The 15,052-nt window shown below is 56.8% G+C and carries 13 protein-coding genes and 1 pseudogene; 6 read left to right on the top strand and 8 right to left on the bottom strand.

Going from position 1 to position 15,052, the window contains the following annotated elements:
- Positions 1-679: 679 nt before the first annotated feature.
- Positions 680-1,270 (bottom strand): hypothetical protein, encoded by a 591-nt coding sequence (locus ACODTZ_RS35635; protein ID WP_489031978.1) that lies wholly within the window; start codon positions 1,268-1,270, stop codon positions 680-682.
- A 211-nt stretch (positions 1,271-1,481) separates the two neighbouring features.
- Here ACODTZ_RS35635 and ACODTZ_RS35630 point away from each other — a divergent pair, with 211 nt between their 5' ends.
- Together ACODTZ_RS35630 and ACODTZ_RS35625 are read left to right on the top strand one after the other, a co-directional pair.
- Positions 1,482-2,405, top strand: coding sequence for an aminotransferase (locus ACODTZ_RS35630; protein WP_489031976.1), 924 nt, complete (start codon positions 1,482-1,484; stop codon positions 2,403-2,405).
- A complete protein-coding gene (locus ACODTZ_RS35625; protein ID WP_489031974.1) occupies positions 2,405-6,109 on the top strand; it encodes a DEAD/DEAH box helicase in 3,705 nt (1,234 codons plus the stop codon). Before ACODTZ_RS35630 ends, ACODTZ_RS35625 begins: the two co-directional genes overlap by 1 nt.
- 24 nt (positions 6,110-6,133) lie before the next feature.
- On the opposite strand, the gene ACODTZ_RS35620 is transcribed toward ACODTZ_RS35625, so the two are convergent.
- The 4 genes from ACODTZ_RS35620 to ACODTZ_RS35605 form a co-directional block, all read right to left on the bottom strand.
- The gene (locus tag ACODTZ_RS35620; RefSeq protein WP_489031980.1) at positions 6,134-6,349 is read right to left on the bottom strand and encodes a hypothetical protein; all 216 of its coding nucleotides are present in this window, start codon (positions 6,347-6,349) and stop codon (positions 6,134-6,136) included.
- A gap of 13 nt (positions 6,350-6,362) precedes the next feature.
- The gene (locus tag ACODTZ_RS35615; RefSeq protein WP_489031972.1) at positions 6,363-6,998 is read right to left on the bottom strand and encodes a hypothetical protein; all 636 of its coding nucleotides are present in this window, start codon (positions 6,996-6,998) and stop codon (positions 6,363-6,365) included.
- Between the two features lie 9 nt (positions 6,999-7,007).
- A complete protein-coding gene (locus tag ACODTZ_RS35610) occupies positions 7,008-7,904 on the bottom strand; it encodes a restriction endonuclease (protein WP_489031970.1) in 897 nt (298 codons plus the stop codon).
- A gap of 112 nt (positions 7,905-8,016) precedes the next feature.
- A complete protein-coding gene (locus tag ACODTZ_RS35605; protein ID WP_489031968.1) occupies positions 8,017-8,616 on the bottom strand; it encodes a poly-gamma-glutamate hydrolase family protein in 600 nt (199 codons plus the stop codon).
- A 96-nt stretch (positions 8,617-8,712) separates the two neighbouring features.
- Here ACODTZ_RS35605 and ACODTZ_RS35600 point away from each other — a divergent pair, with 96 nt between their 5' ends.
- Genes ACODTZ_RS35600 through ACODTZ_RS35585 form a run of 4 tightly spaced genes read left to right on the top strand, consistent with a single transcriptional unit; the run spans position 8,713 to position 12,455 of the window.
- Positions 8,713-9,291, top strand: a complete 579-nt coding sequence (locus tag ACODTZ_RS35600; RefSeq protein WP_489031966.1) for a hypothetical protein — start codon at positions 8,713-8,715, stop codon at positions 9,289-9,291.
- A complete protein-coding gene (locus tag ACODTZ_RS35595) occupies positions 9,288-10,667 on the top strand; it encodes a 7-cyano-7-deazaguanine synthase (RefSeq protein WP_489031964.1) in 1,380 nt (459 codons plus the stop codon). Before ACODTZ_RS35600 ends, ACODTZ_RS35595 begins: the two co-directional genes overlap by 4 nt.
- 5 nt (positions 10,668-10,672) lie before the next feature.
- The gene (locus ACODTZ_RS35590; RefSeq protein WP_489031962.1) at positions 10,673-11,857 is read left to right on the top strand and encodes an ImmA/IrrE family metallo-endopeptidase; all 1,185 of its coding nucleotides are present in this window, start codon (positions 10,673-10,675) and stop codon (positions 11,855-11,857) included.
- The gene (locus tag ACODTZ_RS35585) at positions 11,832-12,455 is read left to right on the top strand and encodes a PIN domain-containing protein (RefSeq protein ID WP_489031960.1); all 624 of its coding nucleotides are present in this window, start codon (positions 11,832-11,834) and stop codon (positions 12,453-12,455) included. Before ACODTZ_RS35590 ends, ACODTZ_RS35585 begins: the two co-directional genes overlap by 26 nt.
- Positions 12,456-12,546: 91 nt before the next feature.
- Here ACODTZ_RS35585 and dinB read toward each other — a convergent pair whose 3' ends face one another.
- The 3 genes and pseudogenes from dinB to ACODTZ_RS35570 all read right to left on the bottom strand — a co-directional run.
- Complete coding sequence (gene dinB, locus ACODTZ_RS35580; RefSeq protein WP_489031958.1) at positions 12,547-13,641, bottom strand: DNA polymerase IV; 1,095 nt, start codon at positions 13,639-13,641, stop codon at positions 12,547-12,549.
- 186 nt (positions 13,642-13,827) lie between these two features.
- Entirely contained in the window at positions 13,828-14,586 is a 759-nt protein-coding gene (gene istB, locus ACODTZ_RS35575; protein ID WP_489031956.1) for an IS21-like element helper ATPase IstB, read from the bottom strand.
- Positions 14,583-15,052 (bottom strand): annotated as a pseudogene (locus ACODTZ_RS35570) (IS21 family transposase); the annotation flags it as partial. The gene istB and the pseudogene ACODTZ_RS35570, both read right to left, overlap by 4 nt.

Here is a 15,052-nt window from a genome sequence, read left to right as displayed (position 1 = left end):
AAACAACTTCAAATTCCCTTAGCGTGTATTAATGTAGAAATGCCCACGGAGCCCCGATAAGACGTCTGGTGGCCGGCGACGGTTTGGCGGCTTGCCGTTTTGCCATGGTTTCTCGCTCAATTTTCCGGTGCTCTGTACAGATAATGAATGCGTGAGAAAATGAACAGTTGCAAGCGTGTTTTATCGGGCAAATGCAGCCCCGCCAGACACGAAATCCAATGTCGAACGGGCATCCGGCAGCAATCGGCGTGAAACGCACCCTGGCGGCCATCCTTGGCGGAAATGCCGGAAACTAGGGCGTTCGGGGGAGGGGAGGGGTAAGAAGCGCTGACCGGGGGAGGGATTGCAGAGAAATCCGCGCTGGCCTGAGAGAAGAGTGCCCCTCGCCGAGGCTCTTGTATCCACCGCTATTCCGCCGATCCTCGCCGAAAGCTGCCTGAAAGGCCGGAAAACCAAGCGTTTCCGCTCATTCAGGCCGACCGACAGGTGGATTCGCGGCCTCTGTCAATCTACCATCGATAATCGGTGGTTATCGATGGTAGAAACTTGACAAGTCGGCTGTAGGCAGTAACGAACCTTAACTATCATATAGGTTCCGTTAGAGATTCTATTGACCATAAAATCAATCACTTAAGGAGGGTTTCCTTTGGCGAATTCACGTGCTCGGACTACCCCATCGTCAAAGAACGGATGTCATCGAAGCGAAGCTTGATCCAGGTGGTGCGCCGGCCAAATAGACATCTCGGAGTGCCGGATCGCGGCTCCGCTGGAGCATCGCTTCGTGTTCTATTTCCTTGCGGCGGGCGACATGCGCCGTCGAGGGATCCCTCAGCATTTTCTCGACAATGGCCAAGGACGCAGCGGGACGGGCCGTATGATAGCTGTAGTTCACTCTGCCAGGCAGTAGTTGTTGATCGAGGACGATGACCGCCCCGGGGTGAACAACGTCGGGGCGCTCGACAACATACAGGCCAAGATCAACCTTCATGCTGTCAAATTCCAACCAAGCGTGGGAGATCATGATATCGTCCGTTCCATCGTTGACATAGCCGACGACGGTTTTACTCGCGATTGCGTGAGCCTCCGCGAGGTGCTTTTCGAGCGTCATTGTGACCTGATAGCACGCCCCAGTGAAGCGCTTGGGCAGGATGAACCGATCGAACAGATTGATAGCTGCTTCAGCGACGATACGGTGCTGGCCCGCAAAGCGATCCAGTATCTGCTGCCTTGCAGCGCCGTAGGCTTGCTTTCTGTTGTTTGCCTGCCCCATCATTCCCTCCAATCTAAACGCTCGCACAGAACCCGCTCCGATTTGCCACCGGAGCACATATCTCTGCTGTTCCCAACGCTTTCAAAAGTTTAGTTTGACTATTTCGGAGCACGAATACAATAAGTTGCAATTTCGATTATGTCGACGCGTTGGACGTGGGGTGTCCAACTGGAGGTGCGTTTCAGAAATGATGCATAATTGCGGTCCTCCGATGGAGGCATTGGGCCGATGGCTGCTGGGAGCGGCCAGGGAAAACGGCAACTACGGTCATATACTTTTTGAGCAGCAGACAGCACCGGATGATGCCCTCGTTGAGGCCCTTCGACCGTATTTCGAGTCGGCGCATCTCGACGCGAGGGACGTGTTTCACCAAACCGCTCGGATCGACCTCCACCCAGATGCAGACGGGCCTGGTGGCAATGCCCGTTATCCGAATTGCCTTCCGCCAACGGCCAAAAAAGGTCTCTTCGGCGAGGTCATGGCAGGGATGCTTGTCCAGGCCTACCAATTCATCGGTCGCCACCAGTGGTCGATTCCGATTTTTCTCTTCCGATACCATGCGGAAGTCGAAGCCTATATCTTTGCTCTTGCCCGGGACCCGGCGCGCGTCCGCGAGGTCTCTGGCAGGCACGGAAACGATTTTATCGGTCTCGGCATCGATCCCGCTACTGGAGAAGTTGTTCGTTTCATTGCAGGCGAAGCGAAATGGCGAGCTTCACTCACCCCCGCTGTAATGGACGAATTGATGCTGGGCGAATGGGATGGCCCTGCAGCGAATGGCGTGCGAAAAGGGGACGGCATCTGGAATGAGATGAATACCGGCCTTCCTGCTCCGCAAGGGCTTGAACAGATAAACCGTCTGCTCTGTGAGAAAGCGCGAGAAGAGTATGCGGAAGCAATCGTGTCGCTCGATCGCGCCTTGCTTCTGGGAGCGGCGCCGCTCGCGCGCACCGACTATGTGTTCATCGCCGGCAACAAGGCCGCAAGGCGTGCTGCCGGCCAGGCCTATCTTCCAACGAACGCGGCTCCCCCTGAGTACACTGCCGGTCGACCGATCCAAATCGTTGAACTGGTCATCTCGAATGGTGTTGAGTTGATAGAACGCCTCTACGATAGCCTTTGGAACCCGCGATAATGGCCAGATTGGACGAACAACGCCGCGCGCTTGCCGCCACAGTTCGCCTCAATCGCGCGGCGGAAAATGAGCTGACAGCAGCCCAAGCTCGGTTGTTCGTTCGCAGCCTTCAAAATTCGTGGCAGGTTCCGACAATTGCATGGGGTTTGCAGGAATCACACGATCAGTTCGGAGATGCACGCCGGCTCCTACATGCCGCAGGCATATTCACCGAGATCGATGGACGAGCTTCAGGCGACGCCAGCGGATGCTACCGACGCGCCGGCGAGTTGTTGGAATGGCTCGCTCGGTCGTCCGACCCTGTTACCAGAGATGTGCCAGTCACGCTCCTTTCAGCAGCTGCCTATCAGATGGCCGGGCTGCCGGCGATGGCGACGAGTATACTTCGCAGAGGAGAGTTTGGCGGCGATGCAGCGGCAATCTTTGCGGCGTTTTTGGCCGCGGATTTCGAGACTGTCCTTGCAGCTGTCTCCAGGTACTGGGCCAATCACCGGCATCTTACCGGCCGCAACGGATCTGACCAATTACTTGAAGCAGTCGTCGACGATCATGAAACAGACGAGCCTGCCGACGAGGCGCTAGATGACCGCCGGGAAGCCGATGAGCACGCGCGACCGTCACCCAGCCGGATGGGCGAATACATTGTCGCCGAAACGGTCCGCGCGATCGGAATGTTTGCTGACGCTGTCCGTCGAGGCCATCAGAACCGCGTCGTGCTCGCGACAAGAAAATTGGGCGGATTGATTGGCACGGTGTCACGGTTCTCAAGTGACGAGCTCTGGATCCTGCTGACGCTGATGGAAGCAACAGCAAATAGATTTGCAACCGATAGCATCCACGTGAAGGTGGCTCGTCTTTCTGAACGCCTCCCGGCGCAACAGCAGCGCATGTGGAGATTTGCCAGAGAGCAGTTTGCGCGCGGACGCGGTATTTTATGGCCATCACAGGTCCAGGGACTCGAACGGCTCATCGAACGAGACAGTTTTGCACTTTGCACTCCGACTGGTTCTGGCAAGACCCTCGTAGCCAATCTCGCCCTGGTCAAGGAGCTCCTTCTTGTCGAAGAACAAGAGTATGCGCCTTTAGCCCTTTACATCGTGCCTTCACGAGCTCTCGCCAGCGAGGTCGAGACGAAGCTGACCGCAGAGCTCGGTGGAGACATTATTGTTACCGGCCTTTATGGCGGTGCTGATTGGGGGATTACCGACTATTGGTTGACCGCAGACAGGCCTGCCGTTTTGATCGCTACGGTCGAGAAGGCCGAAGCGCTGATCCGCTACATTGGTCACCTACTCGTGCGGCGCCTGCGTCTCATGATTATTGACGAGGCTCATCAGATCGTCGGTGAGGCAGACGCAAAAGCCATGAGAGAATTGGCCGCACATAACAGCCGGCCAATGCGCTTAGAGTCCATGGTCTCCCGTCTCTTTGCGTTGAAGCCTGACATGCCGAGGATTGCGTTGACGGCGGTGGCCGGTGGTGCGGCGGGACCGGTGTCACGCTGGATTGAGAACTCTGCGCTCGCCGAGCCTGTCGGTCTCGGCTATCGAAGTAGCAGGCAAGTGATTGGCTCCCTACAGTGTGACCCCTTCCGCGCACCGCAAGCCACTATTGAGTTCATGAATGGGCAGCCTTTGTATGTCCGCGGTCGGGACGCTCCCGTCTATCTGCCACTACGAATTCCGATCATGCCTCAGCCAGCGGCACCGGTACGAAACAGCCTTCCGCACTTCACTGAGATCTACACACTCTGGACCGCACTCCATCTTCTCGAAGGGGGACGTAGGATTCTGGTGTCGATCACGCAATCGCCAGAGCGTGTAATGCGGCGATTTGCCGAGGCATTTGATCTTCCTGGTTGGGCGAACGTCTACAGGTTCGCTGTCCCGGCCGACGACTGGGACAGCGGGCTCTTTCTCGAGGCTCGAGCTGCTTGCATCGACTATTGCGGTTTAGAGTCGTTCGAGCTGCGCCTTCTCGATCGAGGTATAGCGACCAGCCACGGACAAATGCCGCAACGCTTGCGTCGTCTCATGACCGCGTTGATTGAGCGGCGCATATGTCCAATTACAGTCGCGACAGCGACACTGACTGAGGGCGTGAATCTTCCGTTCGATATCATTTTTTTGACGAGCTTGCTGAGGCGCAGCTTTGATACCGTAGCCGGCGAGCCCGACGTTCAGCCAATGTCAGCCGCTGAATTTCGAAACCTTGCCGGTCGAGCTGGCCGGCCGGGTGCAGCCGAAGCGATCGAGGGTATGACGCTGGTGGTGCTTCCTCAATCACCGTCGACGACGTCTCAAAGCATGGCCAGGGGATCAACTCGGCAGACGCAGCTCCAGCAGGTCCGCCAAGCTGAGGCAGATTTTAATAATCTGATCCAACGGCTGGCAGCCGACGAGCGAGCTGACGGAGCGGTTCACAGCCCCCTTGTTACTCTCCTCACATCGATCATCAACAAATGTGCGCAGCATCTCGGCTTGCAAACGCAACAGCAGGTCCTGGATTGGCTTGAGGCTACGCTTCCCGAGCAAGTCGGGGGTAACCTCGCGACTGAATCACGTCTGCCACTCGACCAGCTAGGGGACACGCTGGATGAGTTGGACGGGTTCATTCTCGCGGCGACGCAAGAGCTTACGCTGATCACAGAGGATCAGCTGGATGGAGCTACAGCTGAAGTGTATTTGCGACGTCTCTGGCAGCGGACTTTTGCCCACATCGCAGCCGTTGAGGAGGACTTTCTAGAACGTATGTTCATTCAGCGAGGGCGAGCCTTTGTTGACCAGTTATATCCAAACCCGGAGCAGAGAAAGCGACTTTACCATTTTGGCTTTACGCCTTTTATCGGTCGTATGTTTGAAGCAATTACTCCACACATCATAGCGGATATAATGGACGCGGCCGAATACGGCGTTTGGAACGATGAACAACGGTTTCAGCTCTTCTTTGGATTGGGAGAGCGTGTCAGGTCTGAACCTGGATTCGGTTATCGTGTCCGGAACACCGCAACAGATACCGCTATTCTCGCGAATTGGGGAGATGTACTTGGCTGGTGGATGAAGAGACCGGCAGCAGGAGAGCCGGCGCCCGAAGCATTACGGACATGGCAGAGGTTCGTCGCCGACAATCTCGAATTTCGCCTAGGCGTGGCGGTTGGAGCAGCGGTGGCGCAAGTGTGGTCAGCAAACGCTGGTGAACTTGAGTCGCCGACGCTTGAGACGTGGCGCGCAACAACGGGGCTCCCATGGATTGGCTTCTGGTTTCGGGAGCTGCTTCGATGGGGCACTTTGGATCCGTTCGTCGCATTCGCTCTTGGTCAAGGCATCGCAGGCACGCGCGAGGACTCTCAGGCTCTCCGACCGGAATTCGAACTCTGGATGGATGCCAATGCGATCGCCAAAGATGCTGAGGCACTTATCGATCCGCAAAACTTCCGGGCGTGGCAGCTTAGCCGGGAACGCGTCGCTCACGTAGCGGAAGTTGCCCTCCGCAATATTTTAGGCCAGCTTACGGGCGTGGATGGTCGGCGACAAAGTTATGACGTGATTCCGATCGCCGCCGGTGACGTCGTCGAATGGATCGACCCCGCAGGGTTCGCCGTCGCCAGGTCGGCCCGTGCAGACGCGATGATGACTGACAGGCCCGCCTATCACGATTTCAGCGTCACGGCCGCTTTCGACGTGCAAATTTCCAGGATATTTTAGCGGATATACCCATCACTTATAGCGTTAGGCTATGGTTGTCCGCCCGCGCACGACATCGATGAAAGCTTGCTGCCAGGCTGAATCCAATTCACTCTGCAGGCAGTGAACACGCTCGTACCCTTTGCGCTTGCCAGCCAGCAGTTCGAGAATTCGCTGTTCCATGGCATAGGCCGCATCGCGGCTTGCCATGCGTTGACGGAGCACAACTTTCCATTGCTCAAGGCCGAGCTCGATCGGAATATGTAGATTGATGTCACGGCATCGACCATCGACATCCGTTGACCAGCCAATTTTCCAGACATTTCGGTTCCCGAAGCGAGGTCCATGCCGTGCCTTCTACCGGTTGATCGACGACGTAGCCCGCATCGCGCGGCTTGGGACCCGTCGAGTTGCGTAGCGCGTCATTCATCCGGCGCATTGCGTCCAAGCCGGGCAATGCCGGCAGAACAATTTCGACCATCGGGAGTGAGAGGATCGCAGCGATGTCAGATGGCTCTTCAATTTCCTGAACTCCCGACGTTGCCACCATCGTCAACTGTCTTGCGAGCGTTTCAACGACTTTGGGCGCAGGGTCGAACCGCCAAGCGCGAGTGAGAGCCACTGCATGGGGGAACTTGAAATTTCCAGCAGGGTCGAAGTCACGCGCATCAAGATCTGCCCGCCCGACAAGATCAAGTGTCCGCAAAGGCTCAAAACCGATCTCGGCCATGCCGAGGAGCCGTCCCCTATTAACCTCGTCGGTTCTCTCTGTCTGAGTCCCAACAAAAAGCACGCGATCTCCTCGACCGGCAAGTCGAAGTAGCCGATCGACATGGCCTTTCATTCCGAAGGTTGCGATAGGCACACGTTCGAAGCCCATTCCCCAGACCCGAGTTGCAAACAACTTCATTGACGATCCTCAGGCAGGGAAAAGATCTGTCACGCGAGCAAACGGCTGACGTCGCTCAGAATGATGACGGACTTTTTTTCGCACGACTTCTCCAAGATCAATCCGGCGGTTCAGCGCGTGATAGATGTCTGCACCATCCATCATGATCAAACGGCGGGCGGTAAATGCGCCGAAGCTTTCGCCAGAGAAGCCGCCATATGAGACGTAAAGTCCCCTGGTCCAATCCGGACGTTCGAGCAGCTTGCCTTGAAAGCTGTGAAGCATGGCCGCATCCGTCGGCCGAGAATGCCACTTGGCTTCGACCAGATAGGTGTTTCCCTCGTGCTGGAACGAACCATCGATCTGTTCGCCGAGTGTGCGAAATGATGCATGGGCGTCTAGACCCCAAGCGTCAAACCAGCGTTTCAGGAAGCGCTCAAACGCAAAACCCCGGTGCTGCGGCGCCTCGTTCATTACCGTTAGCGCCAGGAATTCTTGCTCCAATGATGCAAGATCGCTTTGGCTTGGTCCTTTGATCTCAGGCGTCACCTTGGGTTGGATCGGCTCGGCGTCGGCGTCGACCGGAAGAGCTTTTCCACCGATCTTGTGCAAAACAGCGCTTAAGCGTTGTCGAGCATGTGGGATGGTCTCCTCTTCTCCACGATCAAGCCTGCCAGCTTCACGGTATTCCCACAAGGCAGTGAGCGCGCGAACGACATCGGCGTCCGGAGATACCTCTAGAAACGCGCGGAAATGCTTCCCCTTGGAGGGACCATGCATTGCGTATCTTTCGTGATAAATATCGATCTTGAGATCGCGGTTGAAGAAGGCAGCGAAACGTTCGTTACTGAAGTCCAGAACATATCCACCGTACATCCCAAAGATCTTGTCGATCAACGCCATGTCGGTCGTAGTTAATTGTGCCATCTATTGATCCACTCAATGATAATTTCCTATCATTTGACGCATTACGCGAATTGTTCGCAATGCCAGAAACCGCAAATGTCATCTGAACCGCCCGCTTGGGAAGCAATAGTGCTTAGAACGCCAGCCCAAGATCAGAGAATCCTTCCCTGATCGCGGTGACAAAGTCGGTTATTGTGGGTGACTCCAACCGGCCAGTTTTGTCCGAAAGGCGGAGACGAAGGGCCAAGGTAATCTCAAATTGCACGCCCATTGCCAGTTTTCCGCGGTTGCAGATATTGGACCGGTCAACGCCTTGCAATTCAGGATTTTTATGCGTTCCCACGGAAAAGCCGCGTTTCAAGAATGCGGCCGAGATACTTGCAGCCAGCGCTGCATGTCTCCCGCCGAGGTAGACAACTTCGTCCTCTCCTTCACAGCCATGCATAGCCAAAACGATATCACTACCTGCGACGAGTCCTAACGCTTGCGGTTCATTGAAGTTTGATGATGTCAGATGAAGGTCGCGATTGTCCTTGGGCTTCAAGCCTTCGAACAGGTAGTAGCTCAATTCGGTGCCTGCGACGGCCCGGGCAAGCTCGGAGGTTCCTCGCTCGATTTTCCCCCCGTGCGGGGCGATCACGCAAATGCTCGATCGGCGATTGACTGCTTCGATCCGAAAAGCGCTGCCGTCCTCGTGTCGGTCGAGTTCTTCAAAATTCCTGTAGCGATCCAAAACCAAAGCTCCCCGTTCATCGCATCAAACAATCTATCCGCGAATGTTGACATGTCAGATTAAAAATATCAAGCTATCTGACATTAGGAGATTCGAATGAGCGACGGTCCGCATAAAAGCTTGCCTCTGCGCCACGGATACCAACGTGTTGCCGCCTGGGCCTACAAGCCTGCCTTCACCGTAAATCAGATTGGTGAAGCGGCAGAATCTGCGCTGTGGCGCGATGTCGCCATTGAAGTTGCACCTACAATCAAATCGATCCTGGCTATTGTTGACGGCCAAGACCTTCTGAGTTTGACGTCCACGACGCATGACCAACTGGATCGTCTGCGGGTGGATCCGGCAGTCGATACGTTGGCTGCCAATGCTCTCGAGGGGGCTCAGATGGCACTTCGGGAAGGATACAGCGGGCTTGTCGCTTTCGAAAAAGGATTGGCTTCTGCCTTGGCGGAACGCCTTGCAGCTGGTGGCCGAGCAATGGAGGAGCATTACCTCGCGAAGGCTGGGCCGGGGGCATGTCAGCAAATGCGCCGGCGGATGAACGAGACGATCATGCACATGACGAATAGCGGTACTTTTGATCGCATGGCGAAATCTATCCTGGGGGACCGCTCCGTCAGTGTTGCTCGAACCCCAACTGTTCATGACGGCGTCGATCAGGGGGTCCCATTTTGAGCGCGATCCCGGTTGAGATGCCTGCCATTCGGGTCGCCGTGATCGAGCCAGGGCGTAAGCCAGACGATGGCTGGCACACGGCCGAAATAGGCAAGGCTATCGTCTTCAAGACGGAGCATCTGGATGATTATCGCACTAAGAGCTGGGACAGCCGCGTCTACGACGCCATGCTGCTGATCGCCGCTGTCGAATACTGTGACAAGGTTCTGAAGCGCTCAGGCCTCCGTTGGGCGCGGCGTTTCGAGCTTCTCTTGCCGGTGCATGATCTGGCGCACTGGCGCAGTCCTGATGTTGTCGGCACGATCGTTGGTGCGTTGAAATTTTTGACTGGCGATGATTGGAACATCAGGTTCACCACTGCGTCGGTCGATGTCGCGCGCGATTTTTCCCAACAAAGCCTGTTCGAATGGGGTGATCCGGGTCGCACGATAACGCCTTTTAGCGATGGGCTCGACTCGCGAGCGGTATCGGCCATCCTCGGCGCCACGGGGCGTGCAGACCGGTTGATAAGGGTCCGGGTTGGCTCCAAAGCCGATGATCGTCCGCTTCGTGATCGCAAGAAAGTCCCGTTTCTCAATATCCCGTTCTCCGTCAACATGCGGCATTGCGGCGGTATAAAGGAATCGTCGGTTAGGAGCCGCGGGTTTAAATTCACCTTGCTGAGCGCGCTCGCCGCCTATCTGGTTGGAACGCATGACGTAGCGATGCCCGAAAGCGGGCAGGGCGCGTTGGGTCCCACTCTTGTGCCGACGAGCCATAGCTATGAGGATTATCGCAACCACCCGCGGTTTCTTCGCAAAATGGAGGACGTCGTGCAGGCGATCTTCCAATATCCCGTTTGCTTTCGGCTACCGCAGCTGTGGAGCACCAAAGGGCAAACGCTTGCTGCATTTGCCGCGATCGAAACCAATCCCGATGAGTGGAACAGGACCCGATCGTGCTGGCAGCAAAGCCGTAATTCATCGTTTGACGGTAGCAGCCGGCATTGTGGAATATGTGCAGCGTGCATGCTGCGTAGGCTGAGTTTTCATTCCGCCGGTGTCAGTGAGCCGAAAGAAAACTATATCTGGGAAAACCTCGGCGCCGGTGAATTTGCCGATGGCGCCGTCGGCGGATTCAACAAGGTGACGTGCGCGATGCAGCGCTACGGCATTGCCGGGGCATTGCACCTTGATCATCTGGCAGAAATGCGCTTTTCCCCGCTGCATCATCCGCGCGTAAAGCGAAGCGCCTGGCAGCTTGCAGACATTCTGCAAATATCGACGGGGGAGGCCGAGGAACACCTCTTCGGCTTGCTCGAACAGCATGCAAAAGAATGGAAGGCATTCATGAAAGATCTTGGGCCAAAATCATTCGTCGCCCAATGGCTGGCGTAATCCCTATGACTGAAGGTCATGACCAGCTCAATCCCGAGCAACTTGGCGAGCGACTTCGAATAGCTCGGGAGAGCGCAGCGAAAACGCAGGCAGACGCCGCTGCCTTGATCGGCGTGGCACGCACCACACTCGTTGCTATGGAGAAGGGCGCGCGGCGGGTCAAAATCGGCGAGCTCCAGCAGCTTGCCGGCTTTTACGGCACCAGCGCCAATGCGATTTTGCGCAAAGAAGCGGTGCATGTGGAGCTCACCCCGAAATTCCGCAAGCTGGCTGACCACGAGGAAGCGTTCGTTACGAAGGCTGCAGACCTCATGGCAGATCTTGTTCGGGCCGATGTCGAACTGGAAACGCTTCTTGGCATTCCCCATGTTCGCAATCTGCCACCGGAGCGTGCTATCCTTGCTGGCGATGTTCGCCAACAGGCCGAGCAGCATGCTTTGGAACTCCGTCATTGGTTAGGACTGGGACTCGCCCCCGTTTCCGATATCGGCGCGGTCCTGGAGCTGCAGATGGGCGTTCGTCTTTACATCCGTCGCCTCCCGGCGAAAATCTCGGGGCTCTTCGCCTTCGAAGCCTCGGTGGGCGCCTGCATTCTCCTGAACTCAAGCCACCCTCTTGACCGGCGCACTCAAACGGCAGCTCATGAGCTCGGTCATCTGGTTGCAACGCGGACTCAACCCGAGGTCAACGAAATCGACGAGCTCGAAAGCTCGCGAGAAGAAAAGTATGCGAACGCGTTCGCGCGGGGCTTCCTTACCCCTGGCCAGGCGGTTCGCCAGAAATTTGAGGAAGTCACGGCTGGTGCATCGAGCCTGACGCGTCGCCATGTCATCGTTCTTGCCCATTTCTTCCATGTTTCCCGAGAGGCGATGGTCCGGCGGCTGGAGGAGCTGCAACTGACCAAACGCGGTACTTGGGACTGGTTTCAGGCGAATGGTCACATAACGGATGACCATGTGAGGCAGGTTCTTGGTGACGCTGCCCAGAGCGATCGCATGAAGGATGAAGCCGCTTTGCCGGTCCCGCTTAAGACCGGGCTCATGGCCTATCAAGCAGCAAAGCGCGGTCTGCTGAGCGAGGGCCAAATCGCCCGAATGCTGCATTTGGATCGTGTCAAAGTGCGCGACATCCTTAGCGATATCGATACCGAAGAAAGCGGGGCCAATGCGGCAACCTCTATTCTCCGGTAGTGTCTCTGCTCATCTCGTTGTCGATACGAGTGTGATCATAAATCTCAACGCGACCGGACGAGCGGGTGACGTCGTGCGCGCGTTCGGTGTGAAGCTTCGCGCTTCCACCGTTGTCCGCGACGAACTCGTCGCTGACCGATTCAATGGAAGAAATGACTCAGAATTGGCCGCGGCACTCGTCAACGAAGAATTGCTAGAGTTTGTCGATCTCGATGAACAGGGCGAAGATATCTTCGCGAGCCTGATCAGTGGCAGCGCCGCCGACACGTTGGACGACGGCGAGGCGGCAACCCTCGCCGTCGGAGCTGTGTTGGGGCATACGGTTGTGATAGACGAGCGCAAGGCTCAGAGAATGGCGGCCGAACGGTTCGCTGTTATGCAGGTTATCGCAACCGCGGATATTCTCTGCTCGGAGCGCGTAATCACAGGCTTGGGGGCGAAGCAGGTTGGCGACTTGATCTTCAACAGCTTGGCGGGCGCGAGGATGTTCGTTCCGGAAAGACACCATGCCCGGGTCCTCGATTTACTCGGCGCCCGCGCCACCGAATGCCACAGCCTCCCGGCAGCACTCCGACAAGCGGCCAGTTCTCTGAGGTGACTTTGCGTGGGCCAGTGCGAGACTACGACATCTCATCATGATTGGGCAGGATGGCCGGCGTCGGACGTGGTGCCGACACTTCCGCGAGACGCTATAAATTAAAGTCGAGCTGCGATCGCTCGCCACCGGCTCCGTTACAGGTCGCCTTCGTCAGCGTTGACAGCGTAACGCCGAGCAACCGCACGGAAAGCTTGAACGGGTAAACCGTCGCCAGCAGGTCGGTCGCGATGCGGAGAACGTCACCACCATCTGCAAACGGGAGGGCGCTTGTCTTGCTTCTCGTTGCTTGGGTGAAATCCGAATATTTCACCTTCACGGTCACCGTTTTGGCGTCAATACCCGACGACTTGCAATATTCCCAAACCTTGTCTGCAAGCGGCTTCAGCTCGTCTCTCGCGAGCTCAAGGTCGTTGATATCCTCAATAAAGGTATCTTCGGCGCCGACCGATTTTCGCACCCGATCCGATCGAACCTGCCGCTCGTCGATACCGCGGGCAATACCGTAAAAATAGCCGCCGGACTTTCCAAAATGCTGTGACAGGAATTGCAGCGATTTCGTTTTCAAGTCCGCCCCGGTTTCGATGCCAAGCCGGTGCATCTTCTCCGCTGTGGCCGGGCCAACACCATGAAATTTCTTGACCGCCAGAGCTTCGACGAAGCCAGGTCCGTTTTTGGGGGTTATGACGGCCTGCCCGTTGGGCTTGTTGAGATCAGAAGCCATCTTTGCAAGAAATTTATTGTAGGAAATCCCTGCGGAAGCGTTGAGACCAGTGACCGCTTTGATTCTCGCGCGGATTTCCAACGCGATTTCCGTCGCAATCGGCATTTCCTTCAGATTTTCCGTCACATCAAGGTAGGCCTCATCGAGCGACAAGGGCTCGATCAAAGACGTGTACTCGGCGAAAATTTCGCGGATTTGCCGGGAGACTTCTCGGTAGACTTCAAAACGCGGCTTAACGAAGATTAGGTCGGGGCATTTTCGGGCTGCGGTGACAGCTGGCATTGCTGAATGAATACCAAAGACGCGTGCCTCATAGCTGGCTGTCGTCAACACACCTCGGGCTCCCGCGCCTCCAACCGCGATTGGTTTCCCAAGAAGATCTGGATTGTCGCGCTGTTCTACCGATGCGTAGAATGCATCCATATCGACGTGGATTATTTTTCTAACGTTGGCAGCGTTACCCATTTGATCGCCACGAGATTATCTTGAATTTGACGGAACAAAATAAGAACATACCGGATGTCAACGGCGGTGTAAAAACCGGCCACGGGGCGGAGCAAAAGTCGGCCACTATGGCGGCGGCCTGAGACCGCTGGGAGGGCGTAGCCCGAGCGGGGGTCTCAGGCCGCCGTGGCGATTTTTTGAAGGGTCTCAGCCGGCCTTTCGGGCGCGGCTTTGGGCGAGCCGATAGCTGTCGCCGTTCATCTCGAGGATGTTGACGTGGTGGGTGATGCGATCGAGCAGCGCGCCGGTCAGGCGCTCAGATCCCAGGGTTTCCGTCCATTCGTCAAACGGAAGATTGCTGGTGATGAGGGTGGCTCCGCGCTCGTAGCGTTGCGAGATCAGCTCGAACAGCAACTCCGCGCCGGTCTTCGACAGCGGCACGAAGCCCAGCTCATCGATAATCAGCAGCTTGTAGGCGGCCATCTGCTTCTGGAACCGGAGCAGACGTCGTTCATCACGGGCCTCCATCATCTCACTGACCAAGGCGGCGGCCGTGGTGAAGCCGACGGACAAGCCTTTCTGGCATGCGGCCAGACCGAGGCCGAGCGCGACATGGGTCTTGCCGGTTCCACTGGGGCCGAGAGCAATGACGTTCTCCCGGCGCTCGATCCATTCGCAGCGGGCCAGTTCCAGCACCTGCGTCTTGTTGAGCTTGGGGATGGCGGTGAAGTCGAAGCTGTCGAGGCTTTTGACGACGGGGAATCTGGCCGCCTTGATCCGCCGTTCAACCTTGCGCCGGTCCCGTTCTATCGTCTCCCGCTCGGCAAGCCGGAACAGGTAGCCGACATGATCGACACCTTCGGTGGCACAGAGCCGGGCCAGCTTCTGGTGCTCGCGCTGGAAGGTCGGCAGCTTCAAGGCTTTGAGATAATGGGCGAGCAGGATGTCGGGTGCTTCGGTGCTCATGCCGCTTCTCCCGCATCAGACGACAGAAGGCGCATATACGCCTTCGCAGAGGTCTTCTCGACCGTCGCTCTTGGCAGGTAGGGATAGATCGCCAGGTCCAACCGCGGTGGCCGGCGCTCGACCCGGCACAGGATCAGATGCTTGACCGCATCGAAGCCGATCGCGCCGAGCTGAATGGCCTGCTTAACGGCCGCATGCAGGTCGGCAAGGTCGAAGCTCTCCAGGAGACGGAGAACCTGCACATATTCCCGCCGCCCATGCTTGGCCATACGGCCTTCCATCAGCCGACGCAGCGTCGCGAACTCGTCCGGCAGATCCCAGCCCTGGAGTGGCGCTGCCTGATCCAGCGCATTGATCTTCTGCTCGATCAGCGGCAGATAATGAACGGGATCGAAGACAACATCTTCGCGTTCCCAGCTTCGCGGATGACGAGCAATGATCTCGCCGCGGCAGCCGATCACAACTT

This window comes from Rhizobium sp. FG113, from assembly GCF_057809895.1.
This window is presented reverse-complemented; position numbering and strand designations above follow the sequence as displayed.

Bases quoted from the DNA above. Each gene is read 5' to 3' on its own strand.
- ACODTZ_RS35635 (WP_489031978.1), bottom strand. From the start codon at position 1,270: ATGGGGCAGGCAAACAACAGAAAGCAAGCCTACGGCGCTGCAAGGCAG.
- ACODTZ_RS35630 (WP_489031976.1), top strand. From the start codon at position 1,482: ATGGAGGCATTGGGCCGATGGCTGCTGGGAGCGGCCAGGGAAAACGGC.
- ACODTZ_RS35625 (WP_489031974.1), top strand. From the start codon at position 2,405: ATGGCCAGATTGGACGAACAACGCCGCGCGCTTGCCGCCACAGTTCGC.
- ACODTZ_RS35615 (WP_489031972.1), bottom strand. From the start codon at position 6,998: ATGAAGTTGTTTGCAACTCGGGTCTGGGGAATGGGCTTCGAACGTGTG.
- ACODTZ_RS35610 (WP_489031970.1), bottom strand. From the start codon at position 7,904: ATGGCACAATTAACTACGACCGACATGGCGTTGATCGACAAGATCTTT.
- ACODTZ_RS35600 (WP_489031966.1), top strand. From the start codon at position 8,713: ATGAGCGACGGTCCGCATAAAAGCTTGCCTCTGCGCCACGGATACCAA.
- ACODTZ_RS35590 (WP_489031962.1), top strand. From the start codon at position 10,673: ATGACTGAAGGTCATGACCAGCTCAATCCCGAGCAACTTGGCGAGCGA.
- ACODTZ_RS35585 (WP_489031960.1), top strand. From the start codon at position 11,832: ATGCGGCAACCTCTATTCTCCGGTAGTGTCTCTGCTCATCTCGTTGTC.
- dinB (WP_489031958.1), bottom strand. From the start codon at position 13,641: ATGGGTAACGCTGCCAACGTTAGAAAAATAATCCACGTCGATATGGAT.
- istB (WP_489031956.1), bottom strand. From the start codon at position 14,586: ATGAGCACCGAAGCACCCGACATCCTGCTCGCCCATTATCTCAAAGCC.